Source organism: Marinifilum sp. JC120, assembly GCA_004923195.1.
In the GTDB taxonomy this organism is placed as follows: Bacteria; Desulfobacterota; Desulfovibrionia; order Desulfovibrionales; family Desulfovibrionaceae; genus Maridesulfovibrio.
Window position 1 is genome coordinate 100,532 of the sequence record RDSB01000013.1, and the last position, 19,734, is coordinate 120,265.

19 protein-coding genes and 1 pseudogene are annotated in these 19,734 nt (G+C 47.5%); 13 read left to right on the forward strand and 7 right to left on the reverse strand.

Annotation, left to right across the window (positions count from 1 at the left end):
• Positions 1-3: 3 nt before the first annotated feature.
• The gene (locus D0S45_13665) at positions 4-225 is read right to left on the reverse strand and encodes a DNA-directed RNA polymerase subunit omega (protein ID TIH14104.1); all 222 of its coding nucleotides are present in this window, start codon (positions 223-225) and stop codon (positions 4-6) included.
• A gap of 38 nt (positions 226-263) precedes the next feature.
• On the reverse strand, positions 264-1,574 hold the full coding sequence (locus D0S45_13670) for a DUF4340 domain-containing protein (protein TIH14105.1): 1,311 nt from the start codon (positions 1,572-1,574) through the stop codon (positions 264-266).
• A gap of 207 nt (positions 1,575-1,781) precedes the next feature.
• Here D0S45_13670 and D0S45_13675 point away from each other — a divergent pair, with 207 nt between their 5' ends.
• The 13 genes and pseudogenes from D0S45_13675 (at position 1,782) to D0S45_13735 (ending at position 13,347) form a co-directional block, all read left to right on the forward strand.
• Positions 1,782-2,531: a tRNA 2-thiocytidine biosynthesis protein TtcA gene (locus tag D0S45_13675; protein TIH14106.1), complete on the forward strand. Its 750-nt coding sequence runs from the start codon at positions 1,782-1,784 to the stop codon at positions 2,529-2,531.
• Positions 2,532-2,608: 77 nt separating this feature from the next.
• Positions 2,609-3,514, forward strand: a complete 906-nt coding sequence (locus tag D0S45_13680; protein ID TIH14107.1) for a M23 family metallopeptidase — start codon at positions 2,609-2,611, stop codon at positions 3,512-3,514.
• A gap of 180 nt (positions 3,515-3,694) precedes the next feature.
• Entirely contained in the window at positions 3,695-4,498 is an 804-nt protein-coding gene (gene fliR / locus D0S45_13685; GenBank protein TIH14108.1) for a flagellar biosynthetic protein FliR, read from the forward strand.
• Between the two features lie 11 nt (positions 4,499-4,509).
• On the forward strand, positions 4,510-5,571 hold the full coding sequence (flhB, locus tag D0S45_13690) for a flagellar biosynthesis protein FlhB (GenBank protein TIH14109.1): 1,062 nt from the start codon (positions 4,510-4,512) through the stop codon (positions 5,569-5,571).
• A gap of 68 nt (positions 5,572-5,639) precedes the next feature.
• On the forward strand, positions 5,640-7,727 hold the full coding sequence (gene flhA, locus D0S45_13695; protein TIH14110.1) for a flagellar biosynthesis protein FlhA: 2,088 nt from the start codon (positions 5,640-5,642) through the stop codon (positions 7,725-7,727).
• A gap of 13 nt (positions 7,728-7,740) precedes the next feature.
• Positions 7,741-8,829: a flagellar biosynthesis protein FlhF gene (locus D0S45_13700; protein TIH14111.1), complete on the forward strand. Its 1,089-nt coding sequence runs from the start codon at positions 7,741-7,743 to the stop codon at positions 8,827-8,829.
• Between the two features lie 102 nt (positions 8,830-8,931).
• Complete coding sequence (locus D0S45_13705; GenBank protein ID TIH14112.1) at positions 8,932-9,759, forward strand: flagellar synthesis regulator FleN; 828 nt, start codon at positions 8,932-8,934, stop codon at positions 9,757-9,759.
• Positions 9,701-10,492, forward strand: coding sequence for a FliA/WhiG family RNA polymerase sigma factor (locus D0S45_13710; GenBank protein ID TIH14113.1), 792 nt, complete (start codon positions 9,701-9,703; stop codon positions 10,490-10,492). Before D0S45_13705 ends, D0S45_13710 begins: the two co-directional genes overlap by 59 nt.
• 10 nt (positions 10,493-10,502) lie before the next feature.
• Positions 10,503-10,886, forward strand: coding sequence for a response regulator (locus D0S45_13715; protein TIH14114.1), 384 nt, complete (start codon positions 10,503-10,505; stop codon positions 10,884-10,886).
• A 103-nt stretch (positions 10,887-10,989) separates the two neighbouring features.
• Positions 10,990-11,693, forward strand: a pseudogene (locus tag D0S45_13720) (flagellar basal body-associated protein FliL).
• 5 nt (positions 11,694-11,698) lie between these two features.
• The gene (locus tag D0S45_13725) at positions 11,699-12,019 is read left to right on the forward strand and encodes a hypothetical protein (GenBank protein ID TIH14115.1); all 321 of its coding nucleotides are present in this window, start codon (positions 11,699-11,701) and stop codon (positions 12,017-12,019) included.
• A gap of 77 nt (positions 12,020-12,096) precedes the next feature.
• On the forward strand, positions 12,097-12,507 hold the full coding sequence (locus D0S45_13730) for a hypothetical protein (GenBank protein TIH14116.1): 411 nt from the start codon (positions 12,097-12,099) through the stop codon (positions 12,505-12,507).
• Between the two features lie 6 nt (positions 12,508-12,513).
• Positions 12,514-13,347 (forward strand): hypothetical protein, encoded by an 834-nt coding sequence (locus D0S45_13735; GenBank protein TIH14117.1) that lies wholly within the window; start codon positions 12,514-12,516, stop codon positions 13,345-13,347.
• On the opposite strand, the gene D0S45_13740 is transcribed toward D0S45_13735, so the two are convergent.
• The 5 genes from D0S45_13740 to D0S45_13760 all read right to left on the reverse strand — a co-directional run bounded on the left by D0S45_13740 (position 13,344) and on the right by D0S45_13760 (position 19,682).
• On the reverse strand, positions 13,344-15,476 hold the full coding sequence (locus D0S45_13740; protein ID TIH14118.1) for a methyl-accepting chemotaxis protein: 2,133 nt from the start codon (positions 15,474-15,476) through the stop codon (positions 13,344-13,346). The two genes, D0S45_13735 and D0S45_13740, sit on opposite strands and share 4 nt — an antisense overlap.
• Before the next feature lie 165 nt (positions 15,477-15,641).
• Complete coding sequence (locus D0S45_13745; protein ID TIH14119.1) at positions 15,642-16,568, reverse strand: UDP-3-O-acyl-N-acetylglucosamine deacetylase; 927 nt, start codon at positions 16,566-16,568, stop codon at positions 15,642-15,644.
• A gap of 175 nt (positions 16,569-16,743) precedes the next feature.
• On the reverse strand, positions 16,744-17,607 hold the full coding sequence (prmC, locus tag D0S45_13750; protein ID TIH14120.1) for a peptide chain release factor N(5)-glutamine methyltransferase: 864 nt from the start codon (positions 17,605-17,607) through the stop codon (positions 16,744-16,746).
• A gap of 75 nt (positions 17,608-17,682) precedes the next feature.
• Entirely contained in the window at positions 17,683-18,753 is a 1,071-nt protein-coding gene (locus D0S45_13755; GenBank protein TIH14121.1) for a peptide chain release factor 1, read from the reverse strand.
• Complete coding sequence (locus tag D0S45_13760) at positions 18,753-19,682, reverse strand: DUF1385 domain-containing protein (protein TIH14140.1); 930 nt, start codon at positions 19,680-19,682, stop codon at positions 18,753-18,755. Before D0S45_13760 ends, D0S45_13755 begins: the two co-directional genes overlap by 1 nt.
• Positions 19,683-19,734 lie beyond the last annotated feature (52 nt).

Consider the following 19,734-nt stretch of genomic DNA (forward strand, 5'->3'; position numbering starts at 1 on the left):
GACTTATTCGCTGCCGGGTTTTTTACCGTCAGCAGTGTGGTAGCTCTCAGGAAGAACCTTGGCAGCGGCAATTTCCCGGAGTGCGGTTACAATTTCTTTGTTTTTGGATTCAACAAGAGGAGCGTAGCCTTCACGGTACTGCTTCACTCTTTTAATGGCCATCTGGACAATAAGGAATCTGTTACCAACCTCAGCCAGACAATCTTCAACTGTGATTCTTGCCATGCGATCTCCAACACAATGGTTTTACCGGGTGTTCCCGGTTATTTTCTGAGAGGAATCTGACCCTGTAGGTCTTCAAGCAGCTTGTCGGACACAGGATAGTATCCGCTGCCATCGCCTAATGATAGCCAGCATTGCCCGTCGGGCAGTTCAGGATCGGAAAAGAAAGACACTTTAACGACACTTACGCCGTTTTCGTCCAGCAAATCCAGATCCATGACCTTTTCGGAAGTTTCCGAAAGAACAGCCGCCGGTTCCGCCTCGAATTTTAATTCATTAAGTCGCCATAGAGACATGTCAATGCCCAGCAGCGGCTTTTTATCCTCAAAATTAACCCAGCTCTTATCGGATTTGATTCCGGTAAAAGTCTGATTGCCTTGCACAACCCTTACAGAACCGAGCTTTCCGGTAGCAACAGAAACTATATTTCGCTGCTGCATTGCAAAAGCCTTTTTATCAAGTTGCTCATAATGTTCTTTGCTGAGCACCAGATATCCGTTTTGGGATGAAGAACGGGCAAAATAAAAATTTTCACCCTCACCCGGCTTGAAAACCTCCAAGGTTTCCACTTTCTTTCCGGGCTGTAAAATTTCAATATTCAAAAGAACTCTGCTTTCCCTGTCAGGAATTTCAGCAACAATACCTTTCGCTGGAACAGCGAGCAGAGAATGAAGAAAAAGATCAACATCGCTGCTACTGGCCTGCTTCCCCCCAAGGGAGGCGGGAAATGAAAACAAAAAGTTTCCATCCTTGCGGCCCAGAGTCCAAGAAAAAGAACCGCCGTGCCCCAGAGAAATAGAGCTGACTTCGGCTGTTTTACCTGAAACAAGATGCATATTATAGTAATGCTCAGCCGGAAATTCGCATCGGCTCACAAAATCTTTACCAAGCAGGAAAAGACTACCCTTTTCCTTGGAATTAAAAGCGTAAAAACCTTCACCGGAAGCACTCTCAGCCCCCACTATCATGGTCAATTCCTGCCCCCCACCGGCGGCAATACGTATCCGGGGAGTTTCAAAACCATATTCAGTGGGAACAGCTTCTGTAACGTCCCCCATAAACCGAAGGGCCTTATCCTGAGCCAAAACTCCGAGAAGAGAATCCACTTTCTCATTGTCTGCCTCAACAGTCCCATTCCAACCATGCTGTACAACACCCCAACCGTCCGTCCTGCGGACAAGGGAAAAACAGTCCTGTCCCAACGGGCACACGTCTAGCCTGTCCACCCGCCCCTTATCCAGAACAGGCCAAACAGGCTCAGCACGTTCGACCGGTTTTTTAGGCGAACTTAAATAAAAGGCTCCGCAAACAATGGAGACCAGAGTCAAAAATATTAAAAACCTTTTCAGCACAAACAGCACCTTGGGATTACTAGACTCACGACATTATTCAACAACGGAGCAATTTGCTAAAATAAGAGATATAAACTTGCATGTCAACCTATTTTAAGGCAGAATCCCCATCCCGTCAGCATTTCACCCTGACAGAGATATCATAAGTATCAATAAAGTATAAAAACGATTTTTTCCACAACTTATTAAATCGATCCGGAGCAGATCATGGCCAAATGGGGAAAGTTGAAATTTGCCCAAAAAAAATGCGTATCTACAGTCGGCATGCTCATGCAGAAGACTGAGATGATCAAAGATGGAGACCGTATCGGCATTGCCGTATCCGGAGGGGTGGACAGCTTTGTACTTATCCGCACTATGCTCATCAGGCAGGCCATCCTACCTTTTAATATAGAACTTATGGTCCTGCATGTTAATCCCGGATTTGTCCCGGAAAACCACCACCCGCTTTCAGAGTGGTGCCGCGACAACGGCGTAGCCTCCCACATTGAACTTACAGACTACGGACCAAGGGCGCACGGACCGGAAAACCAAAAAAAATCCGCATGTTTTTATTGCAGCCGCTTGAGACGCAAAAGACTGTTCGAACTGTGCGACCAATACGACCTGACCCATCTTGCTATGGGCCATACAGCAGATGATCTGGTAACCACATTTCACATGAACATGCTCCAGAGCGGACGCGTTCAAGGACTTTCAGCAAAAGAGTCTTTTTTTCAAGGAAAACTGCACGTTATTCGCCCCACACTCATGCTGGAAAAAAAATACATTAAAGCTGCAGCGCGTCAATGGAATCTTCCAATCTGGAACAACAAATGCCCTTCCAACGACAACACCAAACGCAGCGAAATTAACAACTGGCTGGAAGAGGAATGGCGCAAAATGCCCGGCTCAAGAAACAATACTTTTAATGCTTTAAGACGTTGGCAGCTTGACTTAAACATGAAAACATCTTAAAAATTTCACAAATTTATTGTGCCTGTTAACCAGAGACAACCTTAACGTCATAAATTAAGCAAGGCCAAAACTGAATCATGCTATTAAAAAAATATCACATAGTAATATTTAAAAACCCCTGCGACAATGCCCGCAAGTTCCAGCTGCGAGGCTGGATATTTTTCTTCATTTTTGCTTTAATCGCCGGACTTGCCGGAGGAAATGTATACCTCTGGAAATACTATCAAAATTACGCTGGACTAGAAACAAACCTAGCCCATTCGGAAAAGGCGGTACAGGAGCAGAAGGCTCAACTGATATCCCTTTCCCAAAAGATGAAGAACATTTCGCAAGATCTGGACCGGGTCCGCAACTTCGACTCCAAGTTGCGCGTAATGATCAACCTCGATCAGGGCAATGTGCAAAACGTAGCCCCTAAAGGCGGATCAACCGGAGCTGATTTTTCCCAAAACTACCTGCCGCTGTACAGACAAGAACTTCTTGTCCGCAAAATGCATGATTTTCTTGCCCAGCTCAGCACAGAAGCCAAACTGGAAGAAGTCAGACAGCAAGAAATCATCCACTCAATGCGCTCCAAGCAGGACGCGCTTGATGCCACCCCGTCCATCTGGCCCGCTGAAGGCTGGGTAACCTCTCCCTTCGGCTGGAGAAGCTCCCCCTTCACCGGTAAGCGTGAATACCATAAGGGCATTGATATTTCCTGTCCCACCGGCACCCCCATTTACGCTCCGGCTAAAGGAACCGTATCCTTTTCCGGCACCCAAGGCGGATACGGCAAGCTGGTCAAAATCAGCCACGGAGCAAACCTTGGCACCCGCTACGGGCACATGAAGCAGCCCATCGTTAAGAAAGGACAAGTCGTAACCCGAGGAGAACTTATCGGTTACGCAGGAAACACCGGACGTTCCACCGGACCGCATGTGCATTACGAAGTGCGACTTGGCGGAGTTCCGGTAAACCCCATGCGCTACATTCTCAATTAAAGAGTGACATTCAAAAACAAATCAAAGCCCGTAAGATTTTTCTTACGGGCTTTTTCATTGAATTTGTTTATAAAAAACAACCATTCCCCACAGTCAGCCTTTGCCCTCTTTCCCTCTTGATGATAATAGACTTGGAAGAATGGGTCCTTATCTTGCAGACCCATCTAAAATGAGGACAGCATGACTTTTTTCGATTTCAATCCCAGCGACCTGATGAGCTTTTACCTCACCCTATTCAGGGTGAGTATCGTGCTGTTTTTGCTTCCTTTCTTTGGTGGTAACTCCATTCCTAAAACAGTTAAAGCCGCATTGACCATTGTTTTGACTCTCGGCATCTGGCCCCACGTCACCTTTGACGGCAGCCTCATGCCTGCCAGTCCTTACAATATAGCCCTGATGATTCTCGGAGAGTTGGTGCTCGGTCTGGTCCTAGGCATATCAGTACATGTCATGTTTGCCGCAATCCAAACCGGGGGTAACCTGATAGGCGTGCAGATGGGGTTTTCCATGGTAAACGTTCTCGACCCTTTAACCGGGACTAACGAGGCTGTTACAGCTCACTTCCTGTACATGTGTGCGATTCTGGTTTTTCTGAGCATCAATGGACACCTTTACCTGATGTCGGCCATGGCGGAGAGCTTTAAATATATACCACCAGGGCAGGTTTTTATATCGTCCACCCTGACCAGCCAGATAATGATAATCTCCAAGGACCTGTTTGTCCTTGCAGCCAAAGTCGCATCCCCTATTATTGCCACCATCTTTGTGGTCGACCTCGGCCTCGCTTTGATCAGTAAGATGGCTCCGCAGATGAACGTACTCATGCTCGGCTTTCCACTTAAAATCGTTGCCGGTTTCTTTGTCCTTGGCCTTGTCTTTAATGTTCTTGCACTGCATGTCGGAGAATTTGTCGCCGACCTGCCCCAATATTTATTAAGCATAATCAAGGCCGGAAGTCCGCCGGCCCTGCCTATTGGTAATTAGGAGGAAGCTATATGGCTAATGATCCTAGTAAAACCGAGAAGGCGACTCCCAAACGAATTAACAAGGCCCGAAAAGACGGGAGCGTCGCCAAAGGGGAGGAAATGGGCAAGATAATGACCCTCATTGCGGGGGTCATCTGCCTGCGGGCCATCATGGATATGTACTACGAACAATTCTATGAAATATTTCAATGGTTTCTCACTAAAGGAATATTCATAGAGGTGGATAAGCAATCGATTTATCAGCTTTTCCAATGGTGTTCCCGAAAGCTGGCTGTCCTACTGCTGCCCTTGTTTATTTTTATTTCCTTTATTGCGTTCCTCGTCCTGCGTCTGCAAGTGGGAAGTCTATGGACCACCAAAGTATTCAAGCCAAAATTCAGCAAGATGTTCAATCTTGTACAGGGCATGAAAAGACTGATGTTCAACCTCAAAACAGCGGTCAGGCTTGTTAAGAGCTTGCTCTTCGCCATAATTGTGGGGATTGCTCCCTATATAATCATCAAGAATGAGGTAGGGAATTTCATCCCCCTATTCTATTCCAGTGCCCACGAACTTTCTATTTATATCCTGCAAATAGGCTACAAAATGATAACCTACACCATGCTGCCCATGCTCGTCCTTGCTCTGGCAGACCTATGGTACCAGCGCTACAATTATCAAGAAGAAATGAAAATGAGTAAGGATGAGGTCAAGGACGAACGCAAGCAGGCGGAAGGTGACCCTCAGATCAAACAGCAACAGAAGCAGAAAATGATGGCGGTCCTCCAGCAACGCATGATGGCTGAAGTCCCCAAAGCTGATGTTGTTATCACCAACCCCACCCACTACGCCATTGCCATGAAGTATGATCCTATGGTAGCTCCTGCCCCGCTGGTCCTAGCCAAAGGAATGAACAAAGTTGCTGAGCGCATTAAAGAAATAGCTCGCGAAAACAAGGTGCCCATCCGTGAAAATAAACCTTTGGCACAGGCCTTGTATAAACAGGTTGAGATCGGTGACATCATCCCGGAAGAACTCTACAAGGCCGTTGCGGCAATACTTGCTAAGTTGAATAAATTTACCCGCAAATAAAGGCCTGAACACCTCTTCCGGGGAAAAACAAACTCACCAGAAAAAGACCTGAAAGGGGTGTCAAAATCATGGCCGGATCAAAAGCAATAAATTACGAAAAATTTGCCAAACAGGGCGATGTCCTTCTCGCGGGCGGTGTTGTTGTAATTCTCTTCGTTATGCTCATCCCCCTGCCGACCATGTTTCTCGACTTCATGCTGACTGTAAGTATCTCTCTGGGACTGGTAATCCTGATTACCTCTATGTTTTTGCAATCCCCTCTCGAATTTTCCATATTTCCCTCACTTCTGCTGGTAACCACTTTACTACGTCTGTCCCTGAACGTAGCTACCACCCGTGCCATCCTTCTCCATGGTGATGAAGGAACCTCGGCTGCGGGTAATGTTATTCAGAGTTTCGGTGAATTTGTTGTCGGCGGTAACTATGTCATCGGTATCGTAATTTTTATGATCCTGTTCATCCTGAACAAAACCGTTATCGTAACCGGTACCACACGTATCGCGGAAGTTGCCGCACGATTCACTCTTGATGCCATGCCCGGTAAGCAGATGGCAATTGAAGCAGATCTGAACTCCGGCCTGATTGATGAAGACGAAGCACGGGACCAACGTGAAAAACTACGCCGTGAATCAGACTTTTACGGTGCCATGGACGGTGCCGGTAAGTTCGTACAGGGGGATGTAAACGCGGGTCTGCTCATCACCGCCATCAACATCATCGGCGGAATCCTCATCGGTGTTCTCCAGAAAGGAATGCACTGGACTGATGCAGCTCAGACCTACACCCTGCTGACTATCGGTGACGGTCTTGTATCCACCATCCCTTCACTGATTATCTCCACCTCCGCAGGTATCATTGTTTCACGCGCCGCAGCCGAAGCCAAGATGGGTGAAGAATTCATCGGACAGCTTACTTTTCATTCCCGTGCGCTCAAGCTGGTCTCAATCATCCTTGTTGTATTCGGCATTGTTCCCGGTATGCCCACTATTCCTTTCCTTTGCCTTGCCGCGATTATTTACGGGGTATCAACGATGAACCGCGACCTTGAAGCAGATGAACAGGAAACCGAAGCAAAAGCCCAGAAAGCAAAGTCCGAACAACCTTCCCTGGACAGCCCCGAAGAAGTTCAAGCCCTGCTGCCACTGGACTCTCTGGAGCTGGAAGTGGGCTATGGACTTATCCCGTTGGTAGACGAAGAACAAAGTGGCAACCTGCTCTCACGCATCCGTTCCATCCGCCGCCAATACGCACTGGATATGGGTGTCATTATTCCGTCACTGCACCTGCGTGACAACTTGCAGCTCAAACCCGGTGAATACCGTGTACTCATTAAAGGTAACGCTGTGGCATCCGCGGAAATTCTCATCGACCATCAGCTTGCGATGGACCCGGGCGATGCAAAGCACAGAATCAAAGGCATTGACACCGTTGAACCGGCCTTCAACCTTCCCGCTATCTGGATTCCCGATACCCAGAAGGAAGAAGCCATGCTCGCCGGATACACCGTAGTCGATCCTTCTACTGTTATCGCAACCCATCTCACCGAAGTATTCCGCCGCAACCTCGGCGAATTCCTCGGCAGACAGGAAACACAGGATCTGCTGGACAACCTTTCCAAGCGTGCGCCCAAGGCTGTTGAAGACCTCGTCCCCAACATCCTCTCTCTCGGCGCAGTTCAGAAAGTATTCCAAAATCTTGTGCGCGAAAACGTTTCCATCCGCGACCTGCTGACCATTGTAGAAGCTCTGGCTGACTACGGTCCGTCTATTCAGGACCCAAACCAGCTTACTGAATATGTCCGCTCCCACATGAGTAGGACCATCATTAAGCCCTACCTTGCCAGCGACGGCAGCCTGCCTATCTTGACCTTCGGCCCCAGCGTGGATGCCAAGCTCAACGAGGCGGTTCGCTCCTCCGAGAATGGCGGTTTTCTAGCTCTGGACCCCGGCAGTGCCCAGCAACTCATCCAGAGTGTCAACTCTGCGGCTGAAAATGTACTGGATACTGACGGTCAACCTGTCCTCCTGTGCGCTCCTCAGCTGAGAAGCCACTTGGCACAACTGATGGTACGCTTCTTGCCTACCATACCTGTAATATCGCAGGCCGAGATTCCTGCGAGTGTAAGAATCATGTCTGCGGGTACCGTAGAGTTCTAAAAAGGTTGGTAATATGCGGGTAAAAACATTCAGAGGCAACAGCACTGCAGTGGTCTTCGCCGAAATCAAAGCGGAATTCGGTGACAACGCAATAATCCTCAGCAACAAATCGGTTGAAGAGGGCGGGCGTAAGATCCACGAGATCATGGTCGGCGTTGACGGTCAGGAAGCACCTGTCCCTGCTCAGGATACAAGGGAAGAAGTAATTGACGATGCCATGAGCAACATCCCTGACTGGAATCAGGAATGGAACCAGATCAAGGGACACATGATGGCCCTGCTCAAGCCTCAGATGAACCTGAACCTGCTTGCCCCCCGCCAGCGCCTCGCACTGGAATACCTTGAGCGTGAGGGAGTTGAAAGCAAAGTCATCCTCGATCTTTTCCAGCAGCTGCGTGGCAACAAGTCCAAAGCCATCCTGCCCGAACTGGAAAATATAGCTCCGGTCCGTGCACTGGATTCACACAACTGGCCTCAAAAATTTCAAGCCCTCGCCGGACCGCACGGCGCAGGAAAAACTTCCACTATTATCCGCCTTGCACTCAAAGAAAAAAAAGAGAACCCCGCAGCCCGCATCTGTCTAGCCTCGGCAGATCAGGGACAAGGCAAGGGACGTTTAGTTCTTCGTCACTACGCCGACCTATCAGGTCTCGATTTCAGGGAACTTGCCAGCCGTGAAGATTTTGCAAAACTTATCGGTGAAAGCCGAAATTTTGACAGAGTATTCATAGACCTACCCGGACTCTCCGGAAACGCTGAACTTGAAGGCTGGCTGGCCGCTTGCGGCATGACCGGTCCGTGCGATCTGGCCGTTCATCTGGTCATGAACCCCTACTACGCTCCGGCGCAGTACACCGCATTCCTCAAAAAATTCAAATCCTCCAAAGTAAAAAGCCTCATCTGGACCAAACTGGATGAAGCCTGCAACTACGGAGCACTGGTCAACACATCATACGAAAGCGGCCTTCCGGTTTCCTTACTCTCGTACGGTTCAGGGCTCCGCAACAGCATGAAACCGGCATGTGAAAAAGATTTCTGGAGACTGGTATTCAAACACCAGCTTCCCACTGAAGAAAAACTGAAATTCGCCAAGGCGGTCTAACCGTCTTATTCCCGAAAATAAGATAAATCAGGCACAATATTCGTTGCATAAAAAACGCTGGCAACGTAAACAGTATAGATAAATAAGAACAGGGTGATACAAATGAATTCCAATCTTCCCATGGTATTTTCAGTAACCTCCGGTAAGGGGGGCGTAGGCAAGACAAACATTTCCGTTAACTTGGCCTACAACTTAAGCCGCATGGGCAAGAAAGTCTTACTGCTGGATGCCGACCTTGGCCTGGCCAATGTTGACGTTCTGCTGGGAATTGCTCCCAAATACAACCTGTTCCATCTCTTCCATGACGGAACAGGAATCCGGGAAGTAATTTACAAGACTGATTATGGATTCGACATTCTCCCTGCTTCTTCCGGCATAAGTGATATGGTGTCCCTGTCAACAGGCCAGAAACTTGACCTACTGGAAGCTATGGACCACCTTGAAGAAGAAATTGATTACCTTATTGTTGATACCGGTGCCGGAATCAACGACAACGTTCTCTACTTCAACCTTGCCGTTCAGGAACGACTTCTGGTACTGACCCCGGAACCAACTTCCCTGACCGATGCATATGCCCTTATCAAGGTCATGAAATTGCAACACGGGGTTGACAAATTCAAAGTTCTGGTAAACATGGCACCTGACATGAAAGAAGCCAAGGAAGTGTTCAAGAAGCTGTATATGGCCTGCGACCATTTCCTGAGTGGAGTTTCACTGGACCTGGTGGGAGTCATCCCCCGCGATCTCAACATGCGGCAGGCTGTTATCAAACAGACACCGTTGTGCAAGATTGCCCCCTCAAGCCCGGCTTGTGCCCAGATTGCTGAAGCTGCTAAAAAAATAACTAAATGGAAAGCGACATCCGAGCTAGATGGTAATATCAAGTTCTTCTGGAAAAAACTTCTCTTCCAAGAACAGTCCGTGGCTTAACTTAGAGTCCGGAACTACTGATTGGGAAGATTTTTCGCCCTCAGATCAAGAGGCGATAGTACGGCATTACTCACCCAAAATCCGTATAATCGCGCTCCGCATGAAATCCAAGCTCCCGCAAAACGTGGAGTTGGGAGAACTTATCAGTGCCGGAAGTCTCGGGCTGGTTGAGTCGCTTGGAAAATTTCGTCCTGAGCTGAAAATCAAGTTCGAAACCTACGCTGAGAACCGCATCAAAGGTGCCATGCTCGACGAACTCCGGCGCATGGATTGGTTTTCACGCGGGCTGCGCCAGAAAGTTAAGACGATAGAAAGCAGCATCCGAGATATCGAACACGAAACAGGTGAAAAACCGACCAGCGCCCAGATTGAAAAAGCAACCGGTTTTTCAGCTAAAGAAGTCCAGCAAGGACTTGAAGCTCTTCAGAATCAACTCTGTGTAAACCTTGACGCTTTTAACGACAATATTCCAAGCAACAAAGATTCCGAAATTAATGACGAACCTTTCCAGTCTGCTGTTTTTCAAGAAACAGTGGACAAGGTAGCTGATCTGATTGATAATTTGACGCCGAGAGAAAAACTGGTATTATCACTGTACTACGGGGAGGAACTCAATATGAAAGAAACCTCCGAAGTTATGGATATTACTGAAGGCAGGGTATCCCAGCTGCATTCTCAGGCTTTAAAAAAATTGAGAAAAATGTTCCACGATAAATATCATACGGAACCTTAAGGAGAAATAAATGGCGATTGATTACTCTATGAAAGTTCTTGTTGTGGATGACTTCGCAACCATGCGTCGTATTATCAAAAACATCCTCCGCCAGATCGGCTTCACAAATATTGTGGAAGCTGACGACGGAACAACAGCATGGGAAACCCTGAATAAGGATGACAGTATCGAATTCATCGTATCCGACTGGAACATGCCCCAGATGACCGGCATTGAACTGCTGCGCAAAGTAAGAGCAAGTGAAGAATTCGCCGACCTCCCTTTCCTGATGGTTACTGCGGAAGCACAGCAGGAAAACATCATTGAGGCTGTTCAGGCCAAGGTTTCCAACTACATTGTCAAACCTTTCACCCCTGACACCCTCGGCCAGAAAATTAATAAAATTTTTGAATAAAAATTCATTGTTCAGCGGACATGTCCCGGCATGTCCGCTGAACCTTATTTCAGACGGCAGCTAAAAAACTTCCGTCCGGAACCTTGTTTATCAGGATGCGTGCATGATCTTCCTCGCTGTTGATGATATTGATGAATCTGAATCCGGGGAGGATACTCAATCTTCAGCCCCTGCCAGCAAGGCAGCTCAAAAGGTAGAGCTGGACCTTGATGATGCGCCTTTTCTCGAAGATGAGGACGAGGAAGATGATATTCCGGACGAAGAACCGGAAGAACTGGATGCTCTTGAAGAAGAGCCCACTGAAAAAAACCAAAAACAAAACTCTTAATTTTCATCGGAATCGGAGTAATAATACTCCTGCTTGCAGCTATTCTGGTAAAACTTTTCTTTTTCGATTCTCCCCCACCACCGTCCAAGGAAGAAACCGCTGTTGAAGAAACAATGGAAGAAATCCCCTTGGAAATACCTGATGATATTCCGCCGCCTCCGCCCGAAGAACCCGGAGTAACCCTACTGCGTATGGACCCGTTCTGGATCGAACAGAAAGACAAGGACAGCCGCACCAGATTTCTCATTGCCCGTTTTGCAATGACCACAACCGATGAACGTGTTGTGGCCGAATACGGACGCAAGACCCTTATTCTACGCGATGCAGTATACTTCTATCTCAAAAATAAAGATTTACAGTTTTTAGCCGATGAGAAGAATGTAGAGAAACTAAAAAAAGACCTGCTCATGGTGATCAACCAATACATTGTGGCAGGCGAATTTGAGAAAATCCTGTTTGAGGAGTATCTCGTGAGGTAAACGTCATGCCCGGTCCTGTGGATATGCCCCTGATCATTTCGCAGCTTGCGAATGTACAGAAGATTTCCAATTCAGAAGTTACCAAATCTGGGCTTCAGCAGACCCTCATGATCAATCCCGAGGAACAGGACAAAAACAAAAAAGCCCAGTCGCAAGTCCAGAAGACCGAAAGAGACGAAGCTGCCATCTCCGTCAAAGATGAGGACGGCAACAAGGGCGGACAGCAGCACTCCGGACGCAAAAGAAAGAAAAAAGAAGAGCCTGAAGATGAAACGCAGCCCAAGAAGTCTCCATGGTCCGGCAATATCATCAATGTAAAGATTTGATTAGCCACACCTATTGCCCTTCTTCATTAAACAGGGCAAACTGTTACGGATTCAACGAACCTCTACCTTAGCTAATTATGACTGTATTCCTGCTCATTTTCTTTTCCGTAACTGAGATCGCCCTGCTTATCGCTGTGATCTTTTTCTTCCTCAGGCTGCGCAAGTCCGAAGAACTGGTAACCCAGCTCCAGAGCAAGCAGGAAGAATTCATCAAGAAACTTCAGTTCAACACCCAGCTTGAAAACGAACTGATGAATACCTTTGCCGAAAGGCAGGAAGAACTGGCTCAGCTGGATATGATGCTGGATCGTAAATCTAAAAAGCTCAAAAAAATCCTCGCTCAGGCCGAAGAATTTTCACGGTCACCGCAATTCCTGCGCCAGATAATCCTTACCGGACACAAGGAAGGAAAGCCCGTCAGCAGGCTCGCCAAAGCTACCGGGCTGTCTATTGAAGAAGTAGAACTGATTCTTGATCAGCATAGTTAAGATGCCATGAAAATTTCCAGATCTGGTAATAAGGGCTTCGGCGGAAGCGGCAACAAATCCTCGGCACGCTCTGCCATGTTCCGCAAGAAATTTTCTGTAGGCGATATTCTACAAGGCAAATTGCTCAAATGGCATCAGCCTAAACTTGGCTGGGTGGTTATCCAGGATCTGGAACTACTGGCCAACATTCAAACCAATGCCGCCATCGGCGATATTCTCACCTTCCACGTCCAGCAACTTTACCCGGGCATTATCCTTAAAGAAATAAACCCCGACCATCTGAACGGTCAGGGAATGTACATAAATCCGGCAGCCGTAACCCGCGAATTCGTCAGCCTCCGGTCCTCATTTCAATCACAGGCCAATCCTATATTTAAACAACTGAACGAAGAAATGATCGCCAGTGCGAAAAAACGAAAAGAACGATTTTTGAGCCTGTTGGAAGAAGATATAAAAACAGCGGTCCTTTTTTTCAAGACGCTCGAATGCGCTGCTAAGCTCAACTCAATACTCAGATCAACAAAGCTTTACTACATGCCATGGCTGGTTCCCTGCGGACTCAATCAGGAAATAGTGATCAAGACCAGAACAGATACTGACAACCCCGACAACTCATTCTACGAGCTTCTCTACTCTCTGGACCTGCCCCCAGCCGTCCCGGCACGCTTTAAAGTCATGTACAAAAAGCCTCAATGCGGATTCAAACTGCTGGCAGATGACCCGCGCCTGAAATCCCTGCTGGAGCCAAAGTTTAAGGAATCATTCCCTGAATTTCTCGGCACAGAACACATCCCGCCACACAATGCTGGCGGGATTCTCTCCGAACTTCTCTCCGGCTAATCTTGATCAACCTGAAAAGCCGCAACTTCCTCTTCAAGACTGGAAACTGAACTTGAAAGCTGCTCCGTAATAGAAACAAATTCAGTGAGAGCATCCTTGGTCTGAATGGAGGTTTCGCTGAGCTGAATCATGGCCTTACTGATCTGCTCCGCCCCTTCACTCTGGTTCTGCATGCCCTCGTTTACGGACTCAAAACGCGGAGTTAAAGTCTGAACCTGAGTCACCACACCTGAAATACCATCTCCAAGTAGAGCCACATTGCTGACCCCGGTCTCAACCTGCTTGCGGAACTTATCCATTTCCATAACCCCGGCGGAAACTGCGGAAAGCATCTCAGCCACTATCTTCTCAATATCAAGGGTGGACATAGCGGTCTGATCAGCAAGTTTACGTATTTCACGGGCTACAACAGAAAAACCCTGCCCGAACTCTCCAGCCTTTTCAGCTTCGATTGCTGCATTTAGGGAAAGCAAATTGATCTGCTCCGAAATCTTTGAAATAGATGTCACCACAGAACTGATGTTGGCAGCCTTGGAATTAATAACTGAAAGCTTTGAGAAAATACCACCGGAAGCATCACGCATGGCATCCATGGTTACGCCCATTTCACTGAGGTCTTGAACTCCTTGAGTGGCCAATTCCCCGGTAGAAACAGCGACAGTGGTTGATTCATTCATAGTTCTCGCAAGTTCCTGCGAAGTTGCTGAGATTTCGCGAGAAGAACTGCCAAGCTCCTGAGTTGCCGCGGCCTGATTCTCCACAGCGGCTTCAAGTTGATTAATGGCGGTACCAAGCTTCAAGGCCGAACCGGTAACTTGATCCCCGGAGACCTGAACCTGACTGACCAGCGAATTCAGCGTCAGCAGCATAGTGTGAATAGATTTTACAAGATGATCGACTTCGTCAAATCGCTTTTCCTTGCCAGTTTCAAAAGAATCAACAACTTTCTTCAAATGCCCCTTATCCGTAGCCATAGCAAAGACCCTTTTGGCCTCACGCAGATCACCCTTGGAAACATGGAAGGCCACTTTGGAAACGCTGCGAATTGGCAAACAAATTCTTCGAATTACATAATAAATAACCCCGATAGTCAGCAGCAGAATGATAAAACTGATCGCCCCCTGTTTCACTATCAAATCCTTAACCGGAGCATAAATTTCATGCATAGGCACAGTCGAAGCAACAAACCAGCCAAGAGGGGCAAAATAATGCACGTAGGACTGCCTTCCGACAATTTCGCCGTCCTGACGGCGAATCTTATAATCCAGACGCCATTCACCCAATTTACCGATCTCTTTCAGATCGTGGATTAAAGTCTTACCGGTATTCAAATTCAAAGCCTTGGCAAATTCAGGTCCGGCTCCCCTTGGCGGAACCAGTATCTTCTTTTCATTATCAAAAATAAACAAACGACCTGTTTCAGCCAGACGAATCTGGGAAAAACCCTTGCGCATATCATGGATCAAATCCTGCTTTTGGCGCTCCACAGAAGCCTCAATATCATCAACATACGCCCCGGTTCCGATTATCCAGTTCCACTTTGAAAATTCCTTTACATAAAGGATCTTGGAAATCGGTTCATCCTCACCCAGCCGTGTCCAGAGCAGTTTTACATATCCGCCACCTTCACGTGTGGCCTTTCGGATCATGTCCGGCCCAAATGCATAGCCGTTTTTATCAGACAATTTGGATAGGTCACGACCTTCAAGGGTTCGGTCAGGGTGAGCCAGAGCCTCAAGTTTGTCAGTATAAATGAAAAAGTAATCGTTGTTGAAATATCTGGTATTACGGGCCAACTTATATGCGGCTTCCTTGGCTTCCTTTTCGCTGAGCTGACCGGACTTATACAATTCGTAATAACTATCCATCTGAGACATGAAAATAGTCATGGAATCCTTTATGGATTGCCTGCGGTCATCAAAAGCATGCTTCCGGTAACGGTCAAGGGACTGATACCCTTCTTGCAAATAGAGCATACCCATCCTGATGGTATTACGAGCAGTACGGCCCTGCGCATCTGTCATATCTTCTTCAACCGTGGAACTTGTGAACACCAAAGTAACCAAAGTGGAAGCAATGACAACAGCTGCAACTATATATGAAATTCTAGTACTGATTGACCGTAACATGGATTCTCCTTGAAGATGTAAATACCGATAGGCCCTTAAAATCAATGCAGTCATTTTTACTGCTGCATAGAGTGGAGTCAAGCCCGTCCCGTAAATATCTGCATAACAGCAAAAAAAAGACCCGCCAAAAAGGCGGGCCTTAAAATTTTATTGAGTAATTCAAGACTAAGCAGGTGCAGGAACAGCTTCCGGAGCAACCGGATTGTAAGCCTTCTCCTCAACCTTGCCAACAGCAGGTTCGAGTGCGCGTTCTTCCAAATAATCAACCGCATTCTCGTGCAAATATCTCAAGAAAGAATTGTTCAGAGCATGACCGGAAGCATATACTTCAAAACGGCCCTGCAACGGCATTTCAAGAACCGCCATATCGCCGATGAAATCGAGCATCTTGTGCCTTACGAACTCATCAGCAAAACGAAGTCCGTCTTCATTGAGGATGCCGTAGTCATCAAGAACCACAGCATTATCAAGAGACCCGCCCAATGCGAGACCGTTTGCATGCAGATACTCAACTTCCTTCAGAAAGCCGAAAGTTCTGGCTTTTGCCAGTTCATCCATAAAGACATCAGGAGTAATTTCAAGAGAGAGGGTTTGTGTACCAATCTGGGGATGCTCAAAATCAATAGTGTAATCAACGGCGAATCCGTCATGAGGAAAAGCCCTGACATACTTGCCGTCCTGCTCAAAATTGATGGACTTGGTCACAGCCAGAACTTTGCGGGACTTCAAAAGTTCACGCACGCCAGCCTGACGGAGCAAATATACAAAAGGTCCGGCACTGCCATCCATAATGGGCAGCTCGTTACCTCTTACTTCAACATGAATATTATCAATGCCCATTCCGCGAACAGCGGCGAGCAAATGCTCAACAGTGGATACAGAATCCTGCCCGTTACCGAGGGTAGTGGCAAGTCCGGTGGCTACAACTAAATTAGGATTGGGAGTAATAAAAGAACTTCCGGAACCGGTATGAAGAGAAAAAAGGATTCCGGTATCTTCAACAGCAGGCCTGAGCACGATTTCCACCTGCTTACCGCTGTGAAGGCCGATACCCTTGCATCTTACTGTATTCTGAATAGTTGTTTGTAGCATATTATCTCCTGTTGCCTCTTAACAAAGCAAATATTATGCCATTTCTTGAAGACATCATAAGCTCTTACTTTAATTAATCTTTTAATTGATAGTATATTTCAAAAAATGTAACTAGTTGTATTTTTACAACAACCTTAAACATTCGTTGTGGTTTTTTTGCAAACATGCAGCAAAGCTATCTCTTTTTTGCAACAATAATGCGATCATGGTTTGAAAGGTCCTTCAAAATCTCAACACTCCCGGAAAACTCAACACAGGAGTCAAAAATATCATGGGCGACCTGCCCTTGAAGATAACCGATCTCCATAAAGACCCTACCGCCCTGCTTAAGTGCATATGCGATACGCGGAACACTGCCTTTTATATCTTCATCTCCGTCAGGACCGCTGACGAGAGCGGAAACAGGCTCGTATTCAGCAACTTCATAACTGATCTCATCAAGCTCAGCATCACAAAGATAGGGAGGATTAGCCAGAATCAGGTCAAATTTTGAATCAGCCAGCAGCAGTTCATTAAAATCGGCCCGCACAAACTGCACCCTGTCCGCAACGCCATGCAGCCGCGCGTTCTCGTGCGCAATCTCCAAAGCGGCAGGACTCAAATCGACTGCCATACCACGTGCATTGGGAAAAAGTTTTGCCACAGTAACTGCCAGAATTCCTGATCCGGTCCCGAAGTCAGCAAACACGAATTCGTCATCCGCACCGAGTAATGCTTGAACCTTCTCAACCATTTCCTCGGTCTCAGGACGCGGAATAAGCACACCGGGACCGACCTTGAATTCCAATCCGAAGAATTCCTTCACTCCCAGAATATAAGCCGCCGGTTCGCCTTTAGCCCTGCGCTTTACCAAAGCTTCAAACTCGGCAACCATCGCTGAATCAACCGAACTCTCAAGTTCCATAATTAATTCTACACGACTCAGAGAGAAGACCTTTTCAGCAAATAACTGTGCAGATAAGGCAGGAGAATCCACCCCGGCTTCATTCAATAAAGCAGTGGCTCTGGATAAAACTTCTTTCAATTTTTGATCAGCCAAACCCAATCTCCCAAAAACAAAAAAAGCGAGACATTTCGAAAAACATCCCGCTCAAATATTCTAAACTAAAACTAATTAGTCCTGAGCCTGCTGTTTGAGAGCTTCAGACTGATAATGACCGACGAGGGCATCAACAACTTCGTTCATATCCCCTTCCATCACAGCATCAAGCTTGTAGAGAGTCAGGTTGATACGGTGGTCGGTAATTCTACCCTGTGGAAAGTTGTAAGTACGAATACGTTCTGAACGGTCACCGGAACCGACCTGTGCGCGACGCTGCTCAGCCATTTCAGCATGCTGCTTGTCCTGCTCGGCCTGCAACAGACGGGAGCAGAGAACCTTCATAGCCTTGGCCTTGTTTTTATGCTGGGACTTTTCATCCTGGCAAATAACAACCAGCCCGGTCGGAAGGTGAGTAATGCGGATAGCTGAGTCAGTGGTGTTAACGGACTGACCGCCGGGACCGGAAGCACGGAAGACGTCGATGCGCAAATCTTCATTGCGAACCTGTACGTCAACTTCTTCAGCTTCGGGCATAATCGCCACAGTAGCCGCTGAAGTGTGAATACGTCCCTGAGTTTCAGTAGCAGGCACACGCTGAACACGGTGGGTACCGGACTCGTATTTCATCTTGGAATAGATGCGGCTACCGCTGATAGCAGCAATGATTTCTTTAAAACCGCCTGTTCCGGTGTGGTTGGAGTTCATGACTTCAACCTTCCAACCGTTGGATTCAGCAAAACGGGAATACATGCGAAAAAGGTCGGCAGCAAAAAGAGCTGCTTCCTCGCCGCCGGTACCGGCACGGATTTCAAGAATAATGTTCTTGCCGTCCATGGGGTCTTTAGGCAACAGGAGAAGCTTAAGTTCCTCTTCCAGCTTGGGAAGACGGCTCTTAATCTCGGCGATTTCCATTTCAGCCATTTCGCGAATCTCAGGATCGGAATCAGCGGCCATTTCCTTGTTATCTTCAAGGTCGGCGGAAAGCTGTTTGTATTCACGAAAAACAGCTACAACTTCACCAAGCTCGGAATGGGCAATGGTTACTTTCTTGTACCGCTCCTGATTATTATAAACTTCCGGATCTGCAAGCTCCTGCTCCAGATCCATGAAAGAACGTTCAATATCTTCCAACTTGGCAAACATCAGCTGTTTCCTCCATCAGCATCGGCAGCAACCGCCGTCTTGAGTGCCGCGAGAGCAACTTCAATCTGCTCTTCGTCCGGCTCACGGGTAGTCAGCAACTGCATTCCCATTCCGGGCAGGCAGGCGGCCTTGCACAGGGCCTTATCCTCATGCTTGGAAGATGCCTTGATCATTTCATAGGCGACCGCACTTACAGGAGCCATCAGCAGCAACTTGATACCGACTATATATAAATGTTTAAGCACAAAAGTTTGCGGAGCCCAGATGGCAACAATCATGGGAACCAGCACAGTGAAAAGCAAAATACTCACCACTAGTACGAAAAGCAGAAAAGCCGTTCCACAGCGGGGATGGAGTCTGCTGAATTTTTTGATCTCGCAAACATCAAGGTTACCGCCAGCTTCAAAAGCCCAGATGGCCTTATGCTCCGCACCGTGATATTCAAACACGCGCTTGATGTCCGGAACAAATGAAATGGAGACAATGTAACCGATGAACATGACCATCTTGAAAAAGCCGTCCCAAATGTGAAAACTCAGAGAATCCACACCGCCGGAGACACCCCACCACTTCATGGCCACGGAAAAAAAGTGCGGCAGCACAACGAAAAGACCCAGCGCAGCACCAAGTGCGATGACCATGGTCAGCACAAGGTGAAAGGTGGTCAATTCGCCGTCTTCCTCTTCATCGAGAGCTTGTGTAGCAGAATAGTTCAGAGCTTTGACGCCGTTGACCATGGTTTCCATAAAAATAGGAAAACCGCGCAGAAAAGGTTTTTTCATAAACGCGGGTGTCATTGAGAACCAGGGACGAAGTTCAACGATAATTTCACCGTCAGGACGACGGACAGCGATGGCGAGGTTGTCCTTTGCGCGCATCATAACGCCTTCGATAACAGCCTGTCCGCCAACGGTCTTGGCTGCGGACATCAGAAGAGATGATTTCAAATCCGTTTCCTCACTGTAAGGGGCAGATGCCCTG

Bases quoted from the DNA above. Each gene is read 5' to 3' on its own strand.
- D0S45_13705 (TIH14112.1), top strand. From the start codon at position 8,932: ATGAATTCCAATCTTCCCATGGTATTTTCAGTAACCTCCGGTAAGGGG.
- D0S45_13745 (TIH14119.1), bottom strand. From the start codon at position 16,568: ATGCTACAAACAACTATTCAGAATACAGTAAGATGCAAGGGTATCGGC.
- D0S45_13760 (TIH14140.1), bottom strand. From the start codon at position 19,682: ATGTCCGCAGCCAAGACCGTTGGCGGACAGGCTGTTATCGAAGGCGTT.
- fliR (TIH14108.1), top strand. From the start codon at position 3,695: ATGACTTTTTTCGATTTCAATCCCAGCGACCTGATGAGCTTTTACCTC.
- D0S45_13710 (TIH14113.1), top strand. From the start codon at position 9,701: ATGGTAATATCAAGTTCTTCTGGAAAAAACTTCTCTTCCAAGAACAGT.
- D0S45_13680 (TIH14107.1), top strand. From the start codon at position 2,609: ATGCTATTAAAAAAATATCACATAGTAATATTTAAAAACCCCTGCGAC.
- D0S45_13700 (TIH14111.1), top strand. From the start codon at position 7,741: ATGCGGGTAAAAACATTCAGAGGCAACAGCACTGCAGTGGTCTTCGCC.
- D0S45_13675 (TIH14106.1), top strand. From the start codon at position 1,782: ATGGCCAAATGGGGAAAGTTGAAATTTGCCCAAAAAAAATGCGTATCT.
- D0S45_13725 (TIH14115.1), top strand. From the start codon at position 11,699: ATGCCCGGTCCTGTGGATATGCCCCTGATCATTTCGCAGCTTGCGAAT.
- D0S45_13715 (TIH14114.1), top strand. From the start codon at position 10,503: ATGGCGATTGATTACTCTATGAAAGTTCTTGTTGTGGATGACTTCGCA.
- flhB (TIH14109.1), top strand. From the start codon at position 4,510: ATGGCTAATGATCCTAGTAAAACCGAGAAGGCGACTCCCAAACGAATT.
- D0S45_13740 (TIH14118.1), bottom strand. From the start codon at position 15,476: ATGTTACGGTCAATCAGTACTAGAATTTCATATATAGTTGCAGCTGTT.
- D0S45_13735 (TIH14117.1), top strand. From the start codon at position 12,514: ATGAAAATTTCCAGATCTGGTAATAAGGGCTTCGGCGGAAGCGGCAAC.
- D0S45_13755 (TIH14121.1), bottom strand. From the start codon at position 18,753: ATGTTTGCCAAGTTGGAAGATATTGAACGTTCTTTCATGGATCTGGAG.
- D0S45_13730 (TIH14116.1), top strand. From the start codon at position 12,097: ATGACTGTATTCCTGCTCATTTTCTTTTCCGTAACTGAGATCGCCCTG.
- flhA (TIH14110.1), top strand. From the start codon at position 5,640: ATGGCCGGATCAAAAGCAATAAATTACGAAAAATTTGCCAAACAGGGC.
- D0S45_13665 (TIH14104.1), bottom strand. From the start codon at position 225: ATGGCAAGAATCACAGTTGAAGATTGTCTGGCTGAGGTTGGTAACAGA.